This window comes from Actinomadura mexicana (genome assembly GCF_900188105.1).
Classification (GTDB): domain Bacteria; phylum Actinomycetota; class Actinomycetes; order Streptosporangiales; family Streptosporangiaceae; genus Spirillospora; species Spirillospora mexicana.
Genome location: NZ_FZNP01000022.1, coordinates 91,052 through 105,430, shown reverse-complemented (window position 1 = coordinate 105,430; position 14,379 = coordinate 91,052). Strand labels below are relative to the sequence as shown.

16 protein-coding genes are annotated in these 14,379 nt (G+C 73.9%); 5 read left to right on the top strand and 11 right to left on the bottom strand.

Going from position 1 to position 14,379, the window contains the following annotated elements:
- Positions 1-30: 30 nt before the first annotated feature.
- The 6 genes from CHC11_RS36370 to CHC11_RS36345 form a co-directional block, all read right to left on the bottom strand.
- The gene (locus CHC11_RS36370; RefSeq protein WP_089316433.1) at positions 31-846 is read right to left on the bottom strand and encodes a MetQ/NlpA family ABC transporter substrate-binding protein; all 816 of its coding nucleotides are present in this window, start codon (positions 844-846) and stop codon (positions 31-33) included.
- 37 nt (positions 847-883) lie between these two features.
- Complete coding sequence (locus CHC11_RS36365) at positions 884-1,540, bottom strand: methionine ABC transporter permease (RefSeq protein ID WP_089316432.1); 657 nt, start codon at positions 1,538-1,540, stop codon at positions 884-886.
- The gene (locus CHC11_RS36360) at positions 1,537-2,559 is read right to left on the bottom strand and encodes a methionine ABC transporter ATP-binding protein (protein ID WP_089316431.1); all 1,023 of its coding nucleotides are present in this window, start codon (positions 2,557-2,559) and stop codon (positions 1,537-1,539) included. Before CHC11_RS36360 ends, CHC11_RS36365 begins: the two co-directional genes overlap by 4 nt.
- 410 nt (positions 2,560-2,969) lie before the next feature.
- The gene (locus CHC11_RS36355; protein WP_089316430.1) at positions 2,970-3,770 is read right to left on the bottom strand and encodes a DUF4097 family beta strand repeat-containing protein; all 801 of its coding nucleotides are present in this window, start codon (positions 3,768-3,770) and stop codon (positions 2,970-2,972) included.
- A complete protein-coding gene (locus CHC11_RS36350) occupies positions 3,767-4,414 on the bottom strand; it encodes a response regulator (RefSeq protein WP_089316429.1) in 648 nt (215 codons plus the stop codon). Before CHC11_RS36350 ends, CHC11_RS36355 begins: the two co-directional genes overlap by 4 nt.
- Positions 4,402-5,664, bottom strand: coding sequence for a sensor histidine kinase (locus tag CHC11_RS36345; RefSeq protein ID WP_089316428.1), 1,263 nt, complete (start codon positions 5,662-5,664; stop codon positions 4,402-4,404). Before CHC11_RS36345 ends, CHC11_RS36350 begins: the two co-directional genes overlap by 13 nt.
- Before the next feature lie 180 nt (positions 5,665-5,844).
- Here CHC11_RS36345 and CHC11_RS41790 point away from each other — a divergent pair, with 180 nt between their 5' ends.
- From CHC11_RS41790 to CHC11_RS36320, 5 genes are all read left to right on the top strand, one after another.
- Positions 5,845-6,396, top strand: a complete 552-nt coding sequence (locus tag CHC11_RS41790) for an LPXTG cell wall anchor domain-containing protein (protein ID WP_179279176.1) — start codon at positions 5,845-5,847, stop codon at positions 6,394-6,396.
- Between the two features lie 94 nt (positions 6,397-6,490).
- Positions 6,491-7,060, top strand: coding sequence for a hypothetical protein (locus tag CHC11_RS36335; protein WP_089316427.1), 570 nt, complete (start codon positions 6,491-6,493; stop codon positions 7,058-7,060).
- Positions 7,061-7,100: 40 nt separating this feature from the next.
- Positions 7,101-7,682 (top strand): TetR/AcrR family transcriptional regulator, encoded by a 582-nt coding sequence (locus CHC11_RS36330; RefSeq protein WP_089316426.1) that lies wholly within the window; start codon positions 7,101-7,103, stop codon positions 7,680-7,682.
- A gap of 79 nt (positions 7,683-7,761) precedes the next feature.
- Positions 7,762-8,508 (top strand): SDR family NAD(P)-dependent oxidoreductase, encoded by a 747-nt coding sequence (locus CHC11_RS36325; RefSeq protein ID WP_218826393.1) that lies wholly within the window; start codon positions 7,762-7,764, stop codon positions 8,506-8,508.
- 38 nt (positions 8,509-8,546) lie between these two features.
- Positions 8,547-9,236, top strand: a complete 690-nt coding sequence (locus CHC11_RS36320; protein ID WP_089316424.1) for a class I SAM-dependent methyltransferase — start codon at positions 8,547-8,549, stop codon at positions 9,234-9,236.
- 11 nt (positions 9,237-9,247) lie between these two features.
- Here CHC11_RS36320 and CHC11_RS36315 read toward each other — a convergent pair whose 3' ends face one another.
- The 5 genes from CHC11_RS36315 to CHC11_RS36295 form a co-directional block, all read right to left on the bottom strand.
- Positions 9,248-9,853, bottom strand: a complete 606-nt coding sequence (locus CHC11_RS36315) for a response regulator transcription factor (protein ID WP_089316423.1) — start codon at positions 9,851-9,853, stop codon at positions 9,248-9,250.
- Positions 9,850-10,977, bottom strand: a complete 1,128-nt coding sequence (locus CHC11_RS36310) for a histidine kinase (RefSeq protein ID WP_089316422.1) — start codon at positions 10,975-10,977, stop codon at positions 9,850-9,852. The genes CHC11_RS36315 and CHC11_RS36310 overlap by 4 nt, the downstream gene beginning before the upstream one ends.
- Positions 10,978-11,016: 39 nt before the next feature.
- Positions 11,017-11,661 (bottom strand): ATP-binding cassette domain-containing protein, encoded by a 645-nt coding sequence (locus CHC11_RS36305; RefSeq protein WP_089316454.1) that lies wholly within the window; start codon positions 11,659-11,661, stop codon positions 11,017-11,019.
- 91 nt (positions 11,662-11,752) lie between these two features.
- A complete protein-coding gene (locus CHC11_RS36300) occupies positions 11,753-13,024 on the bottom strand; it encodes an alpha-amylase family glycosyl hydrolase (protein ID WP_089316421.1) in 1,272 nt (423 codons plus the stop codon).
- 65 nt (positions 13,025-13,089) lie between these two features.
- Positions 13,090-14,256, bottom strand: coding sequence for a lactate 2-monooxygenase (locus CHC11_RS36295; protein ID WP_089316420.1), 1,167 nt, complete (start codon positions 14,254-14,256; stop codon positions 13,090-13,092).
- Positions 14,257-14,379 lie beyond the last annotated feature (123 nt).

Below are 14,379 nucleotides of genomic sequence, written 5' to 3'. Positions count from 1 at the left end.
ATTTCCGCGGTTCGGGGAACGGGCCCGGGATCAGGAGGCGATCAGCACCGACCCCTTGTACTTGTCCTCGACGAACTTCTTCACCTCGGGGCCCTGCAGCAGCTGGACGAGCTTCTTCACGCGCGGGTCGTCCTTGTCCTCCGGCAGCGTGACGATGCCGTTGGCGTAGGGGTTGCCCTCGGCCTTCTCGGCGGCGAGCGCGTCCCTGTTCGGGGCGAGCCCGGCCTCGATGGCGTAGTTGCCGTTGATCACCGACAGGTCGACGTCCTCCAGCGAGCGGGGCAGCTGCGCGGCCTTGAGCGGCTTGAACCTCAGGCCCCTGGGGTTGCTCGCGACGTCCCGCTCGGTCGCGCTGGCCGGCGCGTCCGGCTTGAGGGTGATCAGGCCGTTGGCGGCGAGCAGCTTCAGCGAGCGCCCCTCGTTGGCCGGGTCGTTCGGCACGGCGACGGTCGCGCCCTGCGGGACGGCCTGCAGGCTCTTCACCTTCTTCGAGTACACGCCGAGGGGCTCCAGGTGCACGGGCGCGACGAACGCCAGCTTCGTCCCGGACTTCTTCTCGAACTCCTCCATGAACGGCACGTGCTGGAAGTAGTTGGCGGTGACCTGCTTCTCCTTCAGCGCGGTGTTCGGCTGCTGGTAGTCGCTGAAGGTGACGATCTCCAGCTTCAGCCCTGCCTTGCCCGCCAGGTCGTCCTTGACGTACTTGAGGATGTCGCCGTGCGGGACGGGGTTGACCGCGACCTTGAGCGGGGCGTCCGGATCGTCGGACGCCGAGGAGGAGCCGCAGGCGGTGAGGCCCGCGAGGAGGGTGACGGAGGCCAGCGCGGCGGTGAGTCTGCGAAGCACGAGGAGTGCCTTTCTCTGCGGTTCCGAGGGGTCGGTGCTACTTGTGGGTCAGCCGGCGGGCGACGAGGTCCCCCGCGGCCTGGATGATCAGGACGATGACGACCAGCAGCGCCACGGTGGAGACCATGACCTTGGTCTCGAAGCGCTCGTAGCCGTAGACGACGGCGAGGTTGCCGAGCCCGCCGCCGCCGACCGTCCCGGCCATGGCCGTGTAGCCGATGAGCGCGATGACGGTGACGGTCAGCCCGGACACCAGGCCCGGCCGCGCCTCGCGCAGCAGGACCTTGCCGACGATCTCGCGGCGGGTGGCGCCCATCGCGTCCGCCGCGGCGATGACGCCCGGGTCGACCTCGCGCAGCGCGATCTCGACGAGCCGCGCGTAGAACGGGATGGCGCCGACGGTCAGCGGGACGATCGCGGCGGCGTTGCCGATGCTGGTGCCGACGACCGCCCGGGTGAACGGGATGATCGCCACCATGAGGATCAGGAACGGCAGCGACCGGCCGATGTTGACCACGACGCCGAGCACGCCGTTGACCGGCGGCGCGGGCAGCAGCCCGCCCCGCTCGGTGATCACCAGCAGCACCCCGAGCAGGAGCCCGAGGACGGCGGTGAACAGCGTCGCGACGCCGGTCATGTAGAGGGTCTCGCGGGTGGCGGGCCACAGCAGCGGCATGACCTCGTCCCAGCTCATCGGGGGTCCTCCTGGAGGGGGTTCACGACCTGCACGGGGTTCACGACCCGCACGGCCAGGCCGGACTCGCGCAGGAACGCCAGCTGCGCGGCGTTGCCCGCCGGGTCGCCGGGCAGTTCGAGCTGGAGCCGGCCGACGCGCTCGCCGCCGACCGTCTCCACGGCGCCGCCGAGGATGTTGACGTCCAGCGCGTACCTGCGGGCGAGCGCCGACACGAACGGCTCGTCGGTCGCGCCGCCGGTGAAGGTGACCTCGACCAGCGTCGTGCCGTCGCGGGGCTCGGCGGGCGGCAGCGGGAACAGGCCCCGCGCCAGCTCCGAGCCCGGACGGGCGAGCAGCGCGGGCACCGGCCCCGCCTCGGTGAACCGGCCCTCCCGCATGACCGCGGCCGAGTCGCAGATGCGCTTCACCACGTCCATCTCGTGGGTGATGAGCAGGATCGTGAGGCCGAGCCGGCGGTTGAGGTCGCGCAGCAGCTCCAGGATCGAGGCGGTCGTCTCGGGGTCGAGCGACGACGTCGCCTCGTCCGACAGCAGCACCTTCGGCCGTCCGGCGAGCGCCCGGGCGATGCCGACGCGCTGCTTCTGGCCGCCGGAGATCTGCGCCGGGTGGGCCTTCGCGTGTTCGGTGAGCCCGACGAGGTCCAGCAGCTCGGCGACGCGCCCGGCCCGCTCGGCGCGCGGTACGCCCATGACCTCCAGCGGGAACGCGACGTTCCCGGCGACGGTCCTGCTGCCGAGCAGGCCGAAATGCTGGTGGATCATGCCGATGCCCTGGCGCGCCCGGCGCAGCTCCCCGCCGCGCAGCGCCGGCAGGTCCCGGCCGCCGACCACCACGCGGCCCTCGTCCGGGCGCTCCAGCAGGTTGACGCAGCGCAGCAGGGTGCTCTTGCCGGCGCCGCTGCGGCCGAGCACGCCGAAGACCTCGCCCTCGGCGACGGTCAGGTCGACGCCGTCGACGGCGGCCACCTCGCGGCCGCGGCCGCGGTAGACCTTACGAAGTTTTTCGATCTGAATCACAGGGAATCACCCATGCGGACGGGGGCCGCCGGACGGGCGGCGACGTTCGGGACGGGTCGGCGTTCGGAATGCGCCGGATGTCGGAGGACGCGCCAGGGCGGCGCCCGCGCTCAGGGCCGCGGGGTCAGGAGAGACCGGGCGGGTACGGCGCGTGGCTCAGCAGGTGGCGTTCGAAACACATGCGCGACTCAGGGGGTCGGAGTTCGCTCGCTTCGGGGCGCGAGTCTCAGGCGGGGGCCCTCAGCGGTCACACATTCGCCGGCAGCACGCACGCCGCATGGCCCGCCGCATCGGCGGGCGGTGCTCGTGGCACGGGCGTACGGAAGGCATGTCAGCAGTTAACCGGCCGAACACCGATGACGCAACTCCGCCCGGTGTGATGCTCGTCGCTCCGGATCGCGACGTTCGCCCTAGTCATCGCGGTAGTCGACGTAGGTCTCGCCCGAGCCGCTGCGGACGGAGATCCGGCGGGCCGAGCGGTCGTCGTAGACGGCCGGGTTGAGGTGGGCGCTGCCCGCGCCCGTCCACCCCGCGACCCGGTAGCGCGAGCCCGGCGGGACGATGATCTTCACGGTGCCGGCGCCGGCGGAGGCGTCCACCGCGCCCGGCGGCTCGGCGTAGCGGAGGTCGAGGGCGCCCGACGACACGTCGGCCCGGGTCTTGGGTGCGGCGAGCGCGCGGCCCCTGATCTCACCGGAGCGGGCCAGCAGCCGCAGCCGCCCGCGCGCGCCGGTGACGTCGATCCGCCCGGACCCGGTCCGCAGGTCGAGGTCGCCGGTCACCCCGCGGACGCCGATCCGCCCGGAGCCGGAGACCGCCGACACGCGCGTCCCGGCCGGGATCTGGACGTCGATGTCCGCCCCGCATTCGGTGCCCGGCCAGTCGGGCCCCGAGCAGCGGAAGGTGACGAACAGGACGTCGTCCACCAGCGACTCGGTGAACTCGGGCCGGTTCGGCCCCCAGCGGAGATTCTTGTAGACGCGCGCCTCGCCGTCCGATCCCGGCCCGATCGAGACCTCGGCGCTGCTCACGTCGAGCCGCACCTCCCGGATCGCGTGCCGGTAGGGGGTCATGGACGTCGAGGTCCGCTGGACGGCCCGGCCGAACGCCAGCAGCCCGGTGGGCAAGACCACGGCCAGCGCCGTCGCGAGCGCCAGCGCGATCCAGACGGCGCGGCGCCTCGGCCGGACCGGGGCGGCCGGGGCCGTCACCCCTCGCCGCCCAGGAAGCGCAGCACGGCGAGGACGCGGCGGTGGTCGCCCTCGGCGTGCGGGAGGTCGAGCTTGGCGAAGATGTTGTTGATGTGCTTGGCGACCGCGCTCTCGCTCACCACCAGCGCTGCCGCGATGCCCGCGTTGGAGCGGCCCTCGGCCATGAGGGCGAGCACCTCCTTCTCGCGGGGGGTGAGCCGGTCGAGCGGGTCGCGGTGCCGGCGCAGCAGCAGCTGCGAGACGACCTCGGGATCCAGGGCGGTGCCGCCCGAGGCGACCCGGCGCAGCGCGTCCAGGAACACCGAGACGTCCGCGACGCGGTCCTTGAGCAGGTAGCCGACCCCGCTGGTGCTGGTCGCCAGCAGGTCCGCCGCGTACCGCTCCTCGACGTACTGCGACAGCAGCAGCACCGCGGTCTCAGGCGTCTCGCGCCGCATCACCAGCGCCGCGCGGACGCCCTCGTCGGTGAAGCCGGGCGGCATCCGGACGTCCACGATCGCCGCGTCGGGCCGGTGCTCGCGCACGGCGGCGAGAAGCCCCTCGGCCTCGCCGACGGCCGCGGCGACCTCGAACCCGGAGGTCTCCAGGAGCTTGATCAGCCCCGCCCGCAGCAGGACCGAGTCCTCGGCGATCACAATGCGCACGGCAACTCCACGGTGACGGTCGTCGGGCCCCCCGCGGGGCTGGTGATCCGGAACGTACCGTCCACGGACCGGACGCGGCGGGCGAGCCCGGTCAGGCCGGTCCCGGCGGACGGGTCGGCGCCGCCCGCGCCGTCGTCGCGGACGGTCACCAGCAGCGCGTCGCCGCGGCGCGCCACGCGGACGTCCACCTCGTTCGCGCGCGCGTGCCTGACCACGTTGGTGAGCGCCTCGGAGACGACGAAGTAGGCGACGGCCTCGACGGTGGAGGAGGCGCGCGGCTCGATGTCGACGCGGAGCCGGACGGGCAGCGGCACCCGCGCGGCGACACCGGACAGGGCGGCGTCCAGGCCGCGGTCCTCCAGCACCGCGGGGTGCAGGCCGCGGATCAGGTCGCGCAGCTCGGTCAGCGCCGCCTTGGCCTCCTCGTGCGCCTCCACGATCACGCGCATGGCCTCGTCCGGGACGCCGTCGAGCGTCTCGCGCGCCAGCCCGAGGTTCAGCGCGAGGGAGACGAGCCGCTGCTGGGCGCCGTCGTGCAGGTCCCGCTCGATGCGGCGGCGCTCGATGTCGGCGGCGTCCACCACGCTGGCGCGCTTCTCGGCCAGGTCCTCGACGCGCCGCTGCAGCTCCTGCGCGCGGTCGGGGCCGAGCAGCGCGGCGGCGGCGCGGGCGTCCAGGCGCCGGACACCCGCCGCCGCCCACGGCGCCGCGACCAGGAGCAGCACGCCGACCGCGGTGAGGACGGCGACGCGCTGCGGATGGCCGGTTGTCAGCGGGCCGGTGGAGTGCACCGCCCAGGCGTAGGTCGCGGACGTGGCGAGGGCGAGCCCGGCCGCCCACGCCGCGATCACGACCAGCCCGCCGAAGGCGAGGCACGGCCCGGCCAGCAGGTGGTACTGGAGCACCCGCCACAGCTCGGGCGAGCGGAGGTCGCGCAGCACGTCCCAGGCGCGCCCGCCGTCGAAGTCGGGCATGCGCGGGATGTCGAGGCCGAGCACCGCCCAGCACCGCTCCCGCTGCCAGGACGTCAGCGGGCGCAGCGCGAGCAGCAGAAGGACCACCGACGCGCCGGTGAGCAGCAGGACCGGCGTCACGCGTACCGGTGTCCAGACCGTCCAGAAGGAGCCGAGGATCAGCCAGCCGGCGAGCTGCAGCGGCACCCCGGAGGCGACGAACACCGTGTCGCGCCATGCCGCGGCCGACCACGGAGCGTGCACGCGGACGCGCCGGACCGCGGAGAGGGATGCCATGGGGAAACCGTATTGCCCCACTTCGGGCGCCGCCATGAACCAGGGTGCAGGGCCGGGGGTGAACCCAGTGCCACCCCGGGTCGGAAGGGTGCGCTACTGATCGTGCGCGGGGTTCCGGAGAGGCTTCGGTCATGCATCCGGGCAGCGGATGCGCACCGATCACCGTCCGCAGGAGTTCCCATGGTCGCCGTCGTCACCCGTCCCGGTCCCCCCTCGTCCCGTTCCGCGGTCGCCGTCCGGCGCCGTCCTCGTTCCGGACGGTACGGGCCGCCCGGCCCCGTCGCGCGACGGACGGGGGGAGGCCGGCGGCTCGGCTGGGCGTTCGTCGGGGGCGCCGCGGCGCTGGTGCCCTGGATGTGGTCGCTCGCCGCCACCCTGCCGTCCACCGCCACGGTGTCGAACTGGTCCGCCGCCTGGGTGGGGCTGGACGCGATGGAGGCCGCCGCCCTGCTCGGCACCGGCGTCCTGCTCGTCCGCCGCGATCCGCGCCACGGCCTGGGCGCCGCCGCGGCCGGGGCGCTGCTGGCCGTCGACGCCTGGTTCGACGTGATGACCGCCGCGCCCGGCGCGGAGCGGGCGGTGGCGATCGCCCTGGCCGCGGGGGTGGAACTACCGCTGGCCGCACTGTGCGCCGCCCTGGCCGCGCGGGCGTTCCGGCCCCGCGGACCGGTGGTCGACCATGAGGTGAAGGACAGATGGCAAAGGCTTGTCGGGAGTACGTCAGACGGGTGAAACCAGACGAGCCGGACCTCTAGAGTGAATGCCACGTGGGGCCCTCTCGCGGGAGGGCCCTTTGTCCTGCCTGCACGATCAGAGGTCCCCCATCATGAACGACCACGAGGTGCACGAGGAGTGCCTGCGGCTCCTCCGGGACGGCCTCCCCGTCCCCGCTCCCGCCGCCTTCGCCGAAGGCCGGGACTACCTTCCGCTCGGGCTCGACAGGGACGGCGACATCGCCGTTGTCACGTTCCTGTACCAGTGGGGGGACTCCGCGTCCTCGTTCATCGAGGGCTGGACGTTCCATCGCCGCGACGGCGAGTGGATGGAGCTGGGCGGCGCGGGCGGGTCGGCCCCCGACGAGCCGCTGGCGCGCCGCTCGTCCGGCGAGATGGGGCGCTACCTGCTCAAGTACGGGTCGGGCCGGACGGTGCGCAACGCCAACCGGCTGCTGCCGTGGGGCGCCAAGTGGGTGAACGAGGCGCGGCTGCGGGTCTCCTCCGAGGTCGCGCGGGTGCGGGTCGGCAAGCGGATCCTGGACGTCCCCGAGCACGGGCACGTCGTCGTGGTCTGGGGCGCCCGCCGGGGGCCGGTCGTGGAGGCGCTCGCCTCCGACGGCGCGGTGCTGGCCGTCATGGACCTGGACCACCCGTCCGTCCCGGTGGCGTCGCAGGCCTGATATTTGACCGTTCGTTCTTGAAACGCCTATCGTCGTCCCCATGGCACGGACGAAGGAGTTCGATCCGGACGCCGCGCTGCGGCGCGCGCTGGAGCTGTTCTGGGAGCGCGGGTACGAGGCGACCTCCATGGCCGACCTCGTGGCGCACCTCGGCATCGCGCGGGCCAGCGTCTACGCCACGTTCGGCGGCAAGCGCGAGCTGTACCTGAAGGCCCTGGAACGCTACCTCCGCGACACCGACCCGAAGATCGCCGAGGCGCTGTCTCAGCCCGGGCCCGTGCTGCCGGCGGTCCGTACGCTGATCGAGCGCTACGCCGAGGAGTCGGCGCACGGCCGGCCCCGGCTCGGCTGCCTCGTGGTGAACACCGCGGTCGAGCTGGCCGCGCGCGACGCCGAGGCCGCGCGCCTGGTCGAGGCGAGCTGGAACTTCCTGGAGGCCGCGCTCACCACGGCACTGACCCGGGCGCGGGCCCAGGGCGAACTGTCCCCGGACAAGGACCCCCGCGCGCTGGCCCGCCTCCTGCTCGTCCTCTTCCAGGGCATGCGCGTCCTCGGCCGCGCCCCCGCCGACGACCACCGCCTCCGCGACGCGACCCGCCAGGCCGCCGCCCTCTTCACCTGACCGGACCCGCCCCGCCTCCCGGTGGGGCTTCTTTCGCCCCTTATTTAAGACCGATCGATCCAATATTTTGGGAGCTCACGTGCGATTCGACGGCAAGATCGTCCTCATCACCGGCGGCGCCGGCGGCATCGGCCGCGCCACCGCCCACGCCTTCGCCCGGCAGGGCGCCACCGTCGTCCTGGCCGGACGCGACGCGGCGGCGCTGGCCGGGGCGGTGAAGGAGATCGGCCCCGGCCGGGCCGACCATGTCGTCGCGGACGTGTCCGACCCCGCGTCGGCCGCCGGGATGGTCGAGGCGGTCGCGGGCCGCCACGGCGGCCTCCACGTCGCCGTCAACAACGCCGGGATCTTCGGCGCCGCGGGACCCGTCGCCGACGTCGACGCCGCCGCCTGGGACGAGGTCCTGGCGGTGAACCTGACCGGCGTGTTCCTGTCGATGAAGCACGAGATCGCCCACATGCGCGCCCACGGCGGAGGGGCGATCGTCAACGTCTCGTCCAACATCGGCGCGCACGGGCGCCGCCCCGGCCTCGCGGCGTACGCGGCGTCCAAGGCGGCGGTCAGCGTCCTCACCCGCACCGCCGCGCTCGACCACGTCGCCGACGGCGTCCGCGTGAACGCCGTCAGCCCGGGGGCCACCGACACGCCGATGTCGCTGCACCCCGGCGAGACGCCCGCCGGGCGCGCCGAGCGGATGCGCGCCACGCCGTCGGGCCGTGTGGCCGACACCGCCGAGGTGGCCGAGACCATCCTGTGGCTGGCCTCGGACGCCTCGTCCCACGTGGTCGGCCACGACCTGGTCGTCGACGGAGGCGTCACCGCCTGACGACGCTTTCCGGGCGGTACACCGGGCAGACTCCCGGCATGGCCCTCACACCCGATCGCGACTCCGGCCCTGAACGCTTCCGTCTCGCCGCCAGGGTCACCAGGAAGTACCTGATCGGGGCGCGGAGCCTGCACGACCACATCGCCTTCAAGCTGCTGGGCTCGGGCGCCTCCCGCGTCCTGGACATCGGCTGCGGGGAGGGCGGCCTCAGCGACGCCCTCCCCCACCCGCCGCCGTTCCGGCTCGTCGGGCTGGACGTCTCCGCCGAGCTCGTGACCGCCCACCCGGCGCCGCGCCTGCGGGCGGACGCGCTGCGCCTGCCGTTCCGGGACGGGACGTTCGGCGCCGCCGTGGCCGTGAACCTGCTCCCGCAACTGGGCGACCCCGGCCGGGCGCTGCGCGAGGCCCGCCGCGTCCTCGCCCCGGGGGGCCTGCTCCTGGTCACCGCGATCTGCCGGACCGACAGCCCCGAGCTGTCGCCGGTGTGGCGCCCCGAGCCGACCACGTTCGACGCCGAGGAGGCCCCGGCCCGCGTCGGCGAGGTCTTCGGCGAGGTCGAGGTGGAGCGCTGGGACGCCCCCCTGCTCACCCTCCCCGACCAGGCCGCCGTCCGCGACTACCTGGTCGCCCGCCAGGTCCCCCGCCCGCAGGCCGCCGAGGCCGCCACCCGCCTGCGCACCCCCCTCCCGGTGACGAAACGAGGCTCCCTGGTGCTGGCCCGGCGCTGATCCGCCGGGCGCTACAGCCATCCGAGATCTTCCGCGGTGCGGGCGGCGGTGTGGCGGTTGTCGGCGCCCAGTTTGGTGACGGCGGCGGAGAGGTAGTTGCGGACGGTGCCCTCGGAGAGGCCCAGGGTGCGCGCGATGCGGGAGACGGGGGCGCCGTCGGCGGCGGCGCGGAGGGTGTCGAGTTCGCGCGGGGTGAGGGGGCACTCCTCGGCGGCGAGGGCGTCGGCGGCGAGCTGGGGGTCGATGTAGCGGGCGCCCGCGGCGACCTGCCGGATGACCTGGGCGAGCCGGCGGCCGGGGGCGTCCTTGCCGAGGAAGCCGCGGACGCCGGCGGCCATGGCGCGGCGCAGGTTGCCGGGGCGGCCGTGCGCGGTCACGATCACCAGGCGGCAGGCGGGCAGCTCGCGGGACAGCCGCTCGGCCGCGGCGAGGCCGTCCAGTCCCGGCATGTCGATGTCGAGGACGGCGACGTCGGGCCCGAGGGCGAGGGCGCGCTCGACGGCCTCATCGCCGCGCCCGACGTCGGCGGCGACCTCGATGCCGTCCTCGGTCTCCAGCAGCAGGACGAGCGCCTCCCTGATCAGGAGGTGGTCGTCGGCCAGCAGCACGCGGATCATGCGTCTCCCTTCGCGGGGACGGCGGCCGTCACCCGGAACGTCCCGTCGCCCGCGGGGCCCGCGTGGAAGACGCCGCCGGCGGCCGTGATCCGTTCGGCGAGCCCGGCCAGGCCGCTGCCGGCGTCCCCCGCGGCGCGACGCGCCGCGCCGTCGTTGACGATCTCCAGCCGGACGCGGTCGCGGCCGGCCCGGAGCGTGATCTCGCACCAGGTGGCGCTGGAGTGCCGCAGGAGGTTGGTGGCGGCCTCGCGGGCGACCCAGCCGAGCGGCTCGTGGACGTGGGCGGGCAGCTCCGGCGACACCTCGGGGCGCTCGCAGCGGATCCCGGCGGCGCGCAGGACGGCGGACATGCCGTCCAGCTCGGTGCGCAGGGACGTGGCGCGGTAGCCGCGGACGACCTCGCGCACGTCCCGCACCGCGTCCCGCGCCATCGTCTGGATCTCGGTCAGCTCCTTGCGGACGCGGCCGTCGTCGCGTTCGACGAACCGTTCGGCCACCTCGGCGCGCAGCGCGACGGCCTGGAGGCTGTGGCCGAGGACGTCGTGCAGGTCGCGGGCGAACCGGAGGCGCTCCTCCCCCACCGCGGACCGGGCCAGCTCCGCGCGCGCCTCCCGGAGCTCCTGGACGACGTGGAACAGCCAGACCGTGACGTATCCGGAGAAGGCGCCGAGCGGCACGCCCGTCACCTCGTAGAGGACGGTCAGCGCGGGGAGCCCGAGGAGCACGCCGTAGACGGGGGTCAGGACGGTCACCGCCGCGGTCACGGCGATCGCCTCGCGCACCGGAAGCACGACGGCGATCAGCCCGGCGGGGACCAGGAGCGCGTTCCCCCAGCCCTGACCGGTGTCGAGCAGCGGCGGCAGCACCCAGCAGATCGCCGCGATCGCGGCGAGCCCGAGCCTGTGCGCGGGGGCGGTGCGGCGCATCAGGTTCTGCCAGAGGAGGCGGGCGTAGAGGGCGAAGGCGGCGCCGGTCCCGAGGAGGGCCGGGATCAGGCGTCCGGCGTCCCGCCGGTCGACGAACTCGTACCAGAGCGCCGGCAGCAGGAACCCCGCCAGCGTCAGCACCGTCATCCCCACGATGATCGCGGCGATGACGGTGGGACGGGGGATCCTGGGCTGCACGCGCCCAGCGTATGCGGCCGTCAAGGGGGGCGCGGGGGCTCAGGCGGCGCGGAGGCGGGCGGCGTCCCGCCCGGTGGCCGGGCGGCCCTCGTCCAGGATCCCGACCCGGTCGGCGCGGCACGCCTCGTCGGGGTCGCGGGTCGTGACCACCACGGCGGCCCCGTCCTCGGCCAGCCTCGCCAGGACCGACCACACCTCGCGTGCGGCGCCGCCGTCGAGCCCGGCGGTGGGCTCGTCCAGGACGAGCACGTCCGACCGTCCGACCAGGGCCAGCGCCAGGTCGAGCATGCGCCGCCGCCCCGCGGTCAGCCGCTCGAACGGCACGTCGGCGAGCCGGGTGAGGCCGACCAGGCGCAGCGCCTCGTCGCGGGTGAGCGGGTCGAGGGTCCAGCGCCGCCAGGTGTCGACCACCTCGGCGACGGTCAGCCCCGGGAAGAGGCCGCCGTCGCGCCAGACGGCGGCGGCGCGCGCGGCGTCCCGATCGGTGTAGGGGTCGGCGCCGCGAAGCCGGACGGTTCCGCCGGCGGGCCGCCGCAGTCCCGCGAGGATCTCCAGGAGGGCCGTCTTGCCGGAGCCGTAGCGGCCCAGCAGCGCGTAGACCTCGCCCTGCGCCACGGTGAACGAGACGTTGCGCACGGCCTCGTTCAGGTCCAGGTCGCGTACCTCGATCACGGGTGCCTTCATGGACTCCATGCTGCCCGGCGTCCGCGCGGGCGTGCAGTCACGGACGTCAGGAAACGATCATGAAGTTCTCAGGGGTGCCCCATGACGAATGTCATGGTTCGGCGATCGCCCATCCGGAGGGCGGGACGACGGCGCCGTCGCCCGTGAACGCCGCGTCACCGGCCACGCACGTCCAGCCGGCGGCGGGCAGACCCACCTTCGCGGGCTCCTCGCCCGCGTTCAGGACGACTCCCAGCCGCTCCGGACCGTCCTCCACGGTGTAGGAGAAGGCGGTGTTGGTCAAGGTGGCCGCCGTGGTCCGTGCCCGGACGAGCCACGGATGGCGCCGTCTCACGCCGATCAGGTCCTGATGAAGCCGGTGGTGGGCGCCGCCGTGACCGGGAACCTCGCCGGGGCGGGCGGGGAACGGCGGCCGTATGGCGTCGTCTCCGCCCTCGCGCTCCTCCTTGACGCCTTCGAAGGCGAACTCGTCCCCCGCGTAGATGGACGGGACGCCGCCGACGGTCATCAGGAGCACGAGTGCGTGGGCCAGATCGCGTCGTTCGGTCAGCCGGGTGGCGATGCGGGTCACGTCGTGATTGCCGAGGAAGGTCTGCGGGGCGAACTTGGCCAGCATCCCGTTGTGGCGTTCCAGCGCGTGGGCGAGTTCGAAGAAGTTCCGGTCGTTCAGTGAGCTCCAGATGGCCTTCCACAGCTCGTACTGGGTGACGGAGTCGAATCCCGTCTGTTCCACAAGGCGCGCGTAGTCGCCGTGGATGACCTCGCCGACGAGCCAGGCATCGGGAAAGCGGGCGCGGACGCGGTCTGTGACCAGCCGCCAGAAGTCCAGTGGGACGGCGTAGGCGGCGTCGAGGCGCCATCCGTCTATGCCGCGCTCCAGCCAGTGGGTCATGACGTCGGTGACGTAGTCGGCGACCTCGGGTTCGGCGTGGTTCAGGGTGACGAGCCGGTCGTGGCCCTCGAACGTGCGCAGGTCGGCATGGAACCACTTCCTGTAGGCGGAGGCGTCGCCCTTGGCGGCGACATCGGCGAAGGGGACGAAACCGCGCCCCACGTGGTTGAAGACGCCGTCGAGCAGCACGCGGACGCCCTTGCCGGACGCCTCGTCGACCAGCCGCCGCAGGTCGTCCTCGCCGCCGAGCCGGGGATCGACCCGGTAGTGGTCGACGGTGTCGTAGCCGTGCGTCTCGGACGCGAACACCGGGCCGAGCGCGAGGCCGTTGCAGCCGAGGCCGACGAGATGGTCGAGCCAGCCGGCGATCCGTCCGAGCCGCGGCTCCGGCGCGGCGGCGGCCCCAGGTTCGGCGCCGACGAAGCCGAGGGGATAGACGTGCCACCAGATGGCGTGATCGGGCCAGTGCATGCGCCCCTCCCTACCCGCTATCGCTTGCGAAAGTCCGGCGGGCGGGCCTCGGCCCCACGCGCCGGCTAGGAGGCGCGCACGAGGATCTCCGGGTGCAGCTCGTCCGGACGCTTGATGCCGGAGAGCGCCAAGGTGAGCTCCAACTCTGCCTGGAGGCAGCGCAGGACGTGCTGGACGCCGGCCTGGCCGCCCAGTGCCAGCCCGTACGCGTACGGGCGCGCGACCAGGACCGCCTCGGCGCCGAGGGCGAGCGCCTTGACGATGTCCGCCCCGGTCCGGATACCGCTGTCGAACAGGACCGTCGCCTGGTCGCGGACGGCCTCGACCACGCCGGGGAGGGCGTCCAGCGACGCGACCGCGCCGTCCACCTGGCGTCCGCCGTGGTTGGAGACGATGACGGCGTCCATCCCGGCGTCCACGGCCTGGCGGGCGTCGTCGGGGTGCTGGATGCCCTTGAGCGCGATGGGCCCGTCCCAGTGCTCACGCAAGAAGATCAGGTCGTCCCAGGTCAGGCCGGGGTTGCCGAAGTTGGCGACCCAGTGCAGGAGCGCCATGTCGCGGTTGGCCTCCGTCACGGGCCCGCCGACGGCCTTCTGGAACACCGGGTCGCCGAAGTAGTTCGCGACCCCGATCCCGCGCAGGAACGGCAGGTAGGCCTGGTCCAGGTCGCGCGGGCGCCACGCCAGCGTGAACGTGTCGAGGGTGACGACGAGGGCGGTGTACCCGGCGGACTTCGCCCGCTCCAGGAAGCTGACGGCGAGCTCCCTGTCCTTCGGCCAGTACAGCTGGTACCAGCGCGGCCCGTCCCCGTTCGCCTCCGCGACCTCCTCGATGCCGAACGAGGACGCGGTGCTCAGCACCATCGCCAGCCCCTCGGCCGCGGCCGCCCGCGCGACGGCCAGCTCGCCGTCCGGATGGAGGATCGACTGCACGCCGATGGGGCCGAGCAGGACCGGCGACGGCATCGGGGTGCCCAGCACGGTCACGGACAGGTCGCGCTCGGCGACGTCCCGCAGCATGCGCGGGACGATCCGCCACCGGTCGAACGCGGCGCGGTTGGCCCGCGCGGTCGCCTCGCTGCCCGCCGACCCGGCCACGTAGCCGAACGCCTGCGCAGACAGGGACCGCTCGGCGAGGCCCTCCAGCCTCGTCAGGTCCGTGGGCAGCGCCGGCCGGGCGCCCCCGAGCCCCTGCAGATAGATCGAGTTCTGGAAGTCGGCCAGTCCGCTCAACGAAACCTCCACCTGCTCGACGAACTTCCACCTGCGGAAACCGAAACGGCTCCCGCTCAATCTGCCAGGTCCGCGGAGGTGACGAAACGGGATCGATCCGCCGACTTGGCCGGATCACCCGGT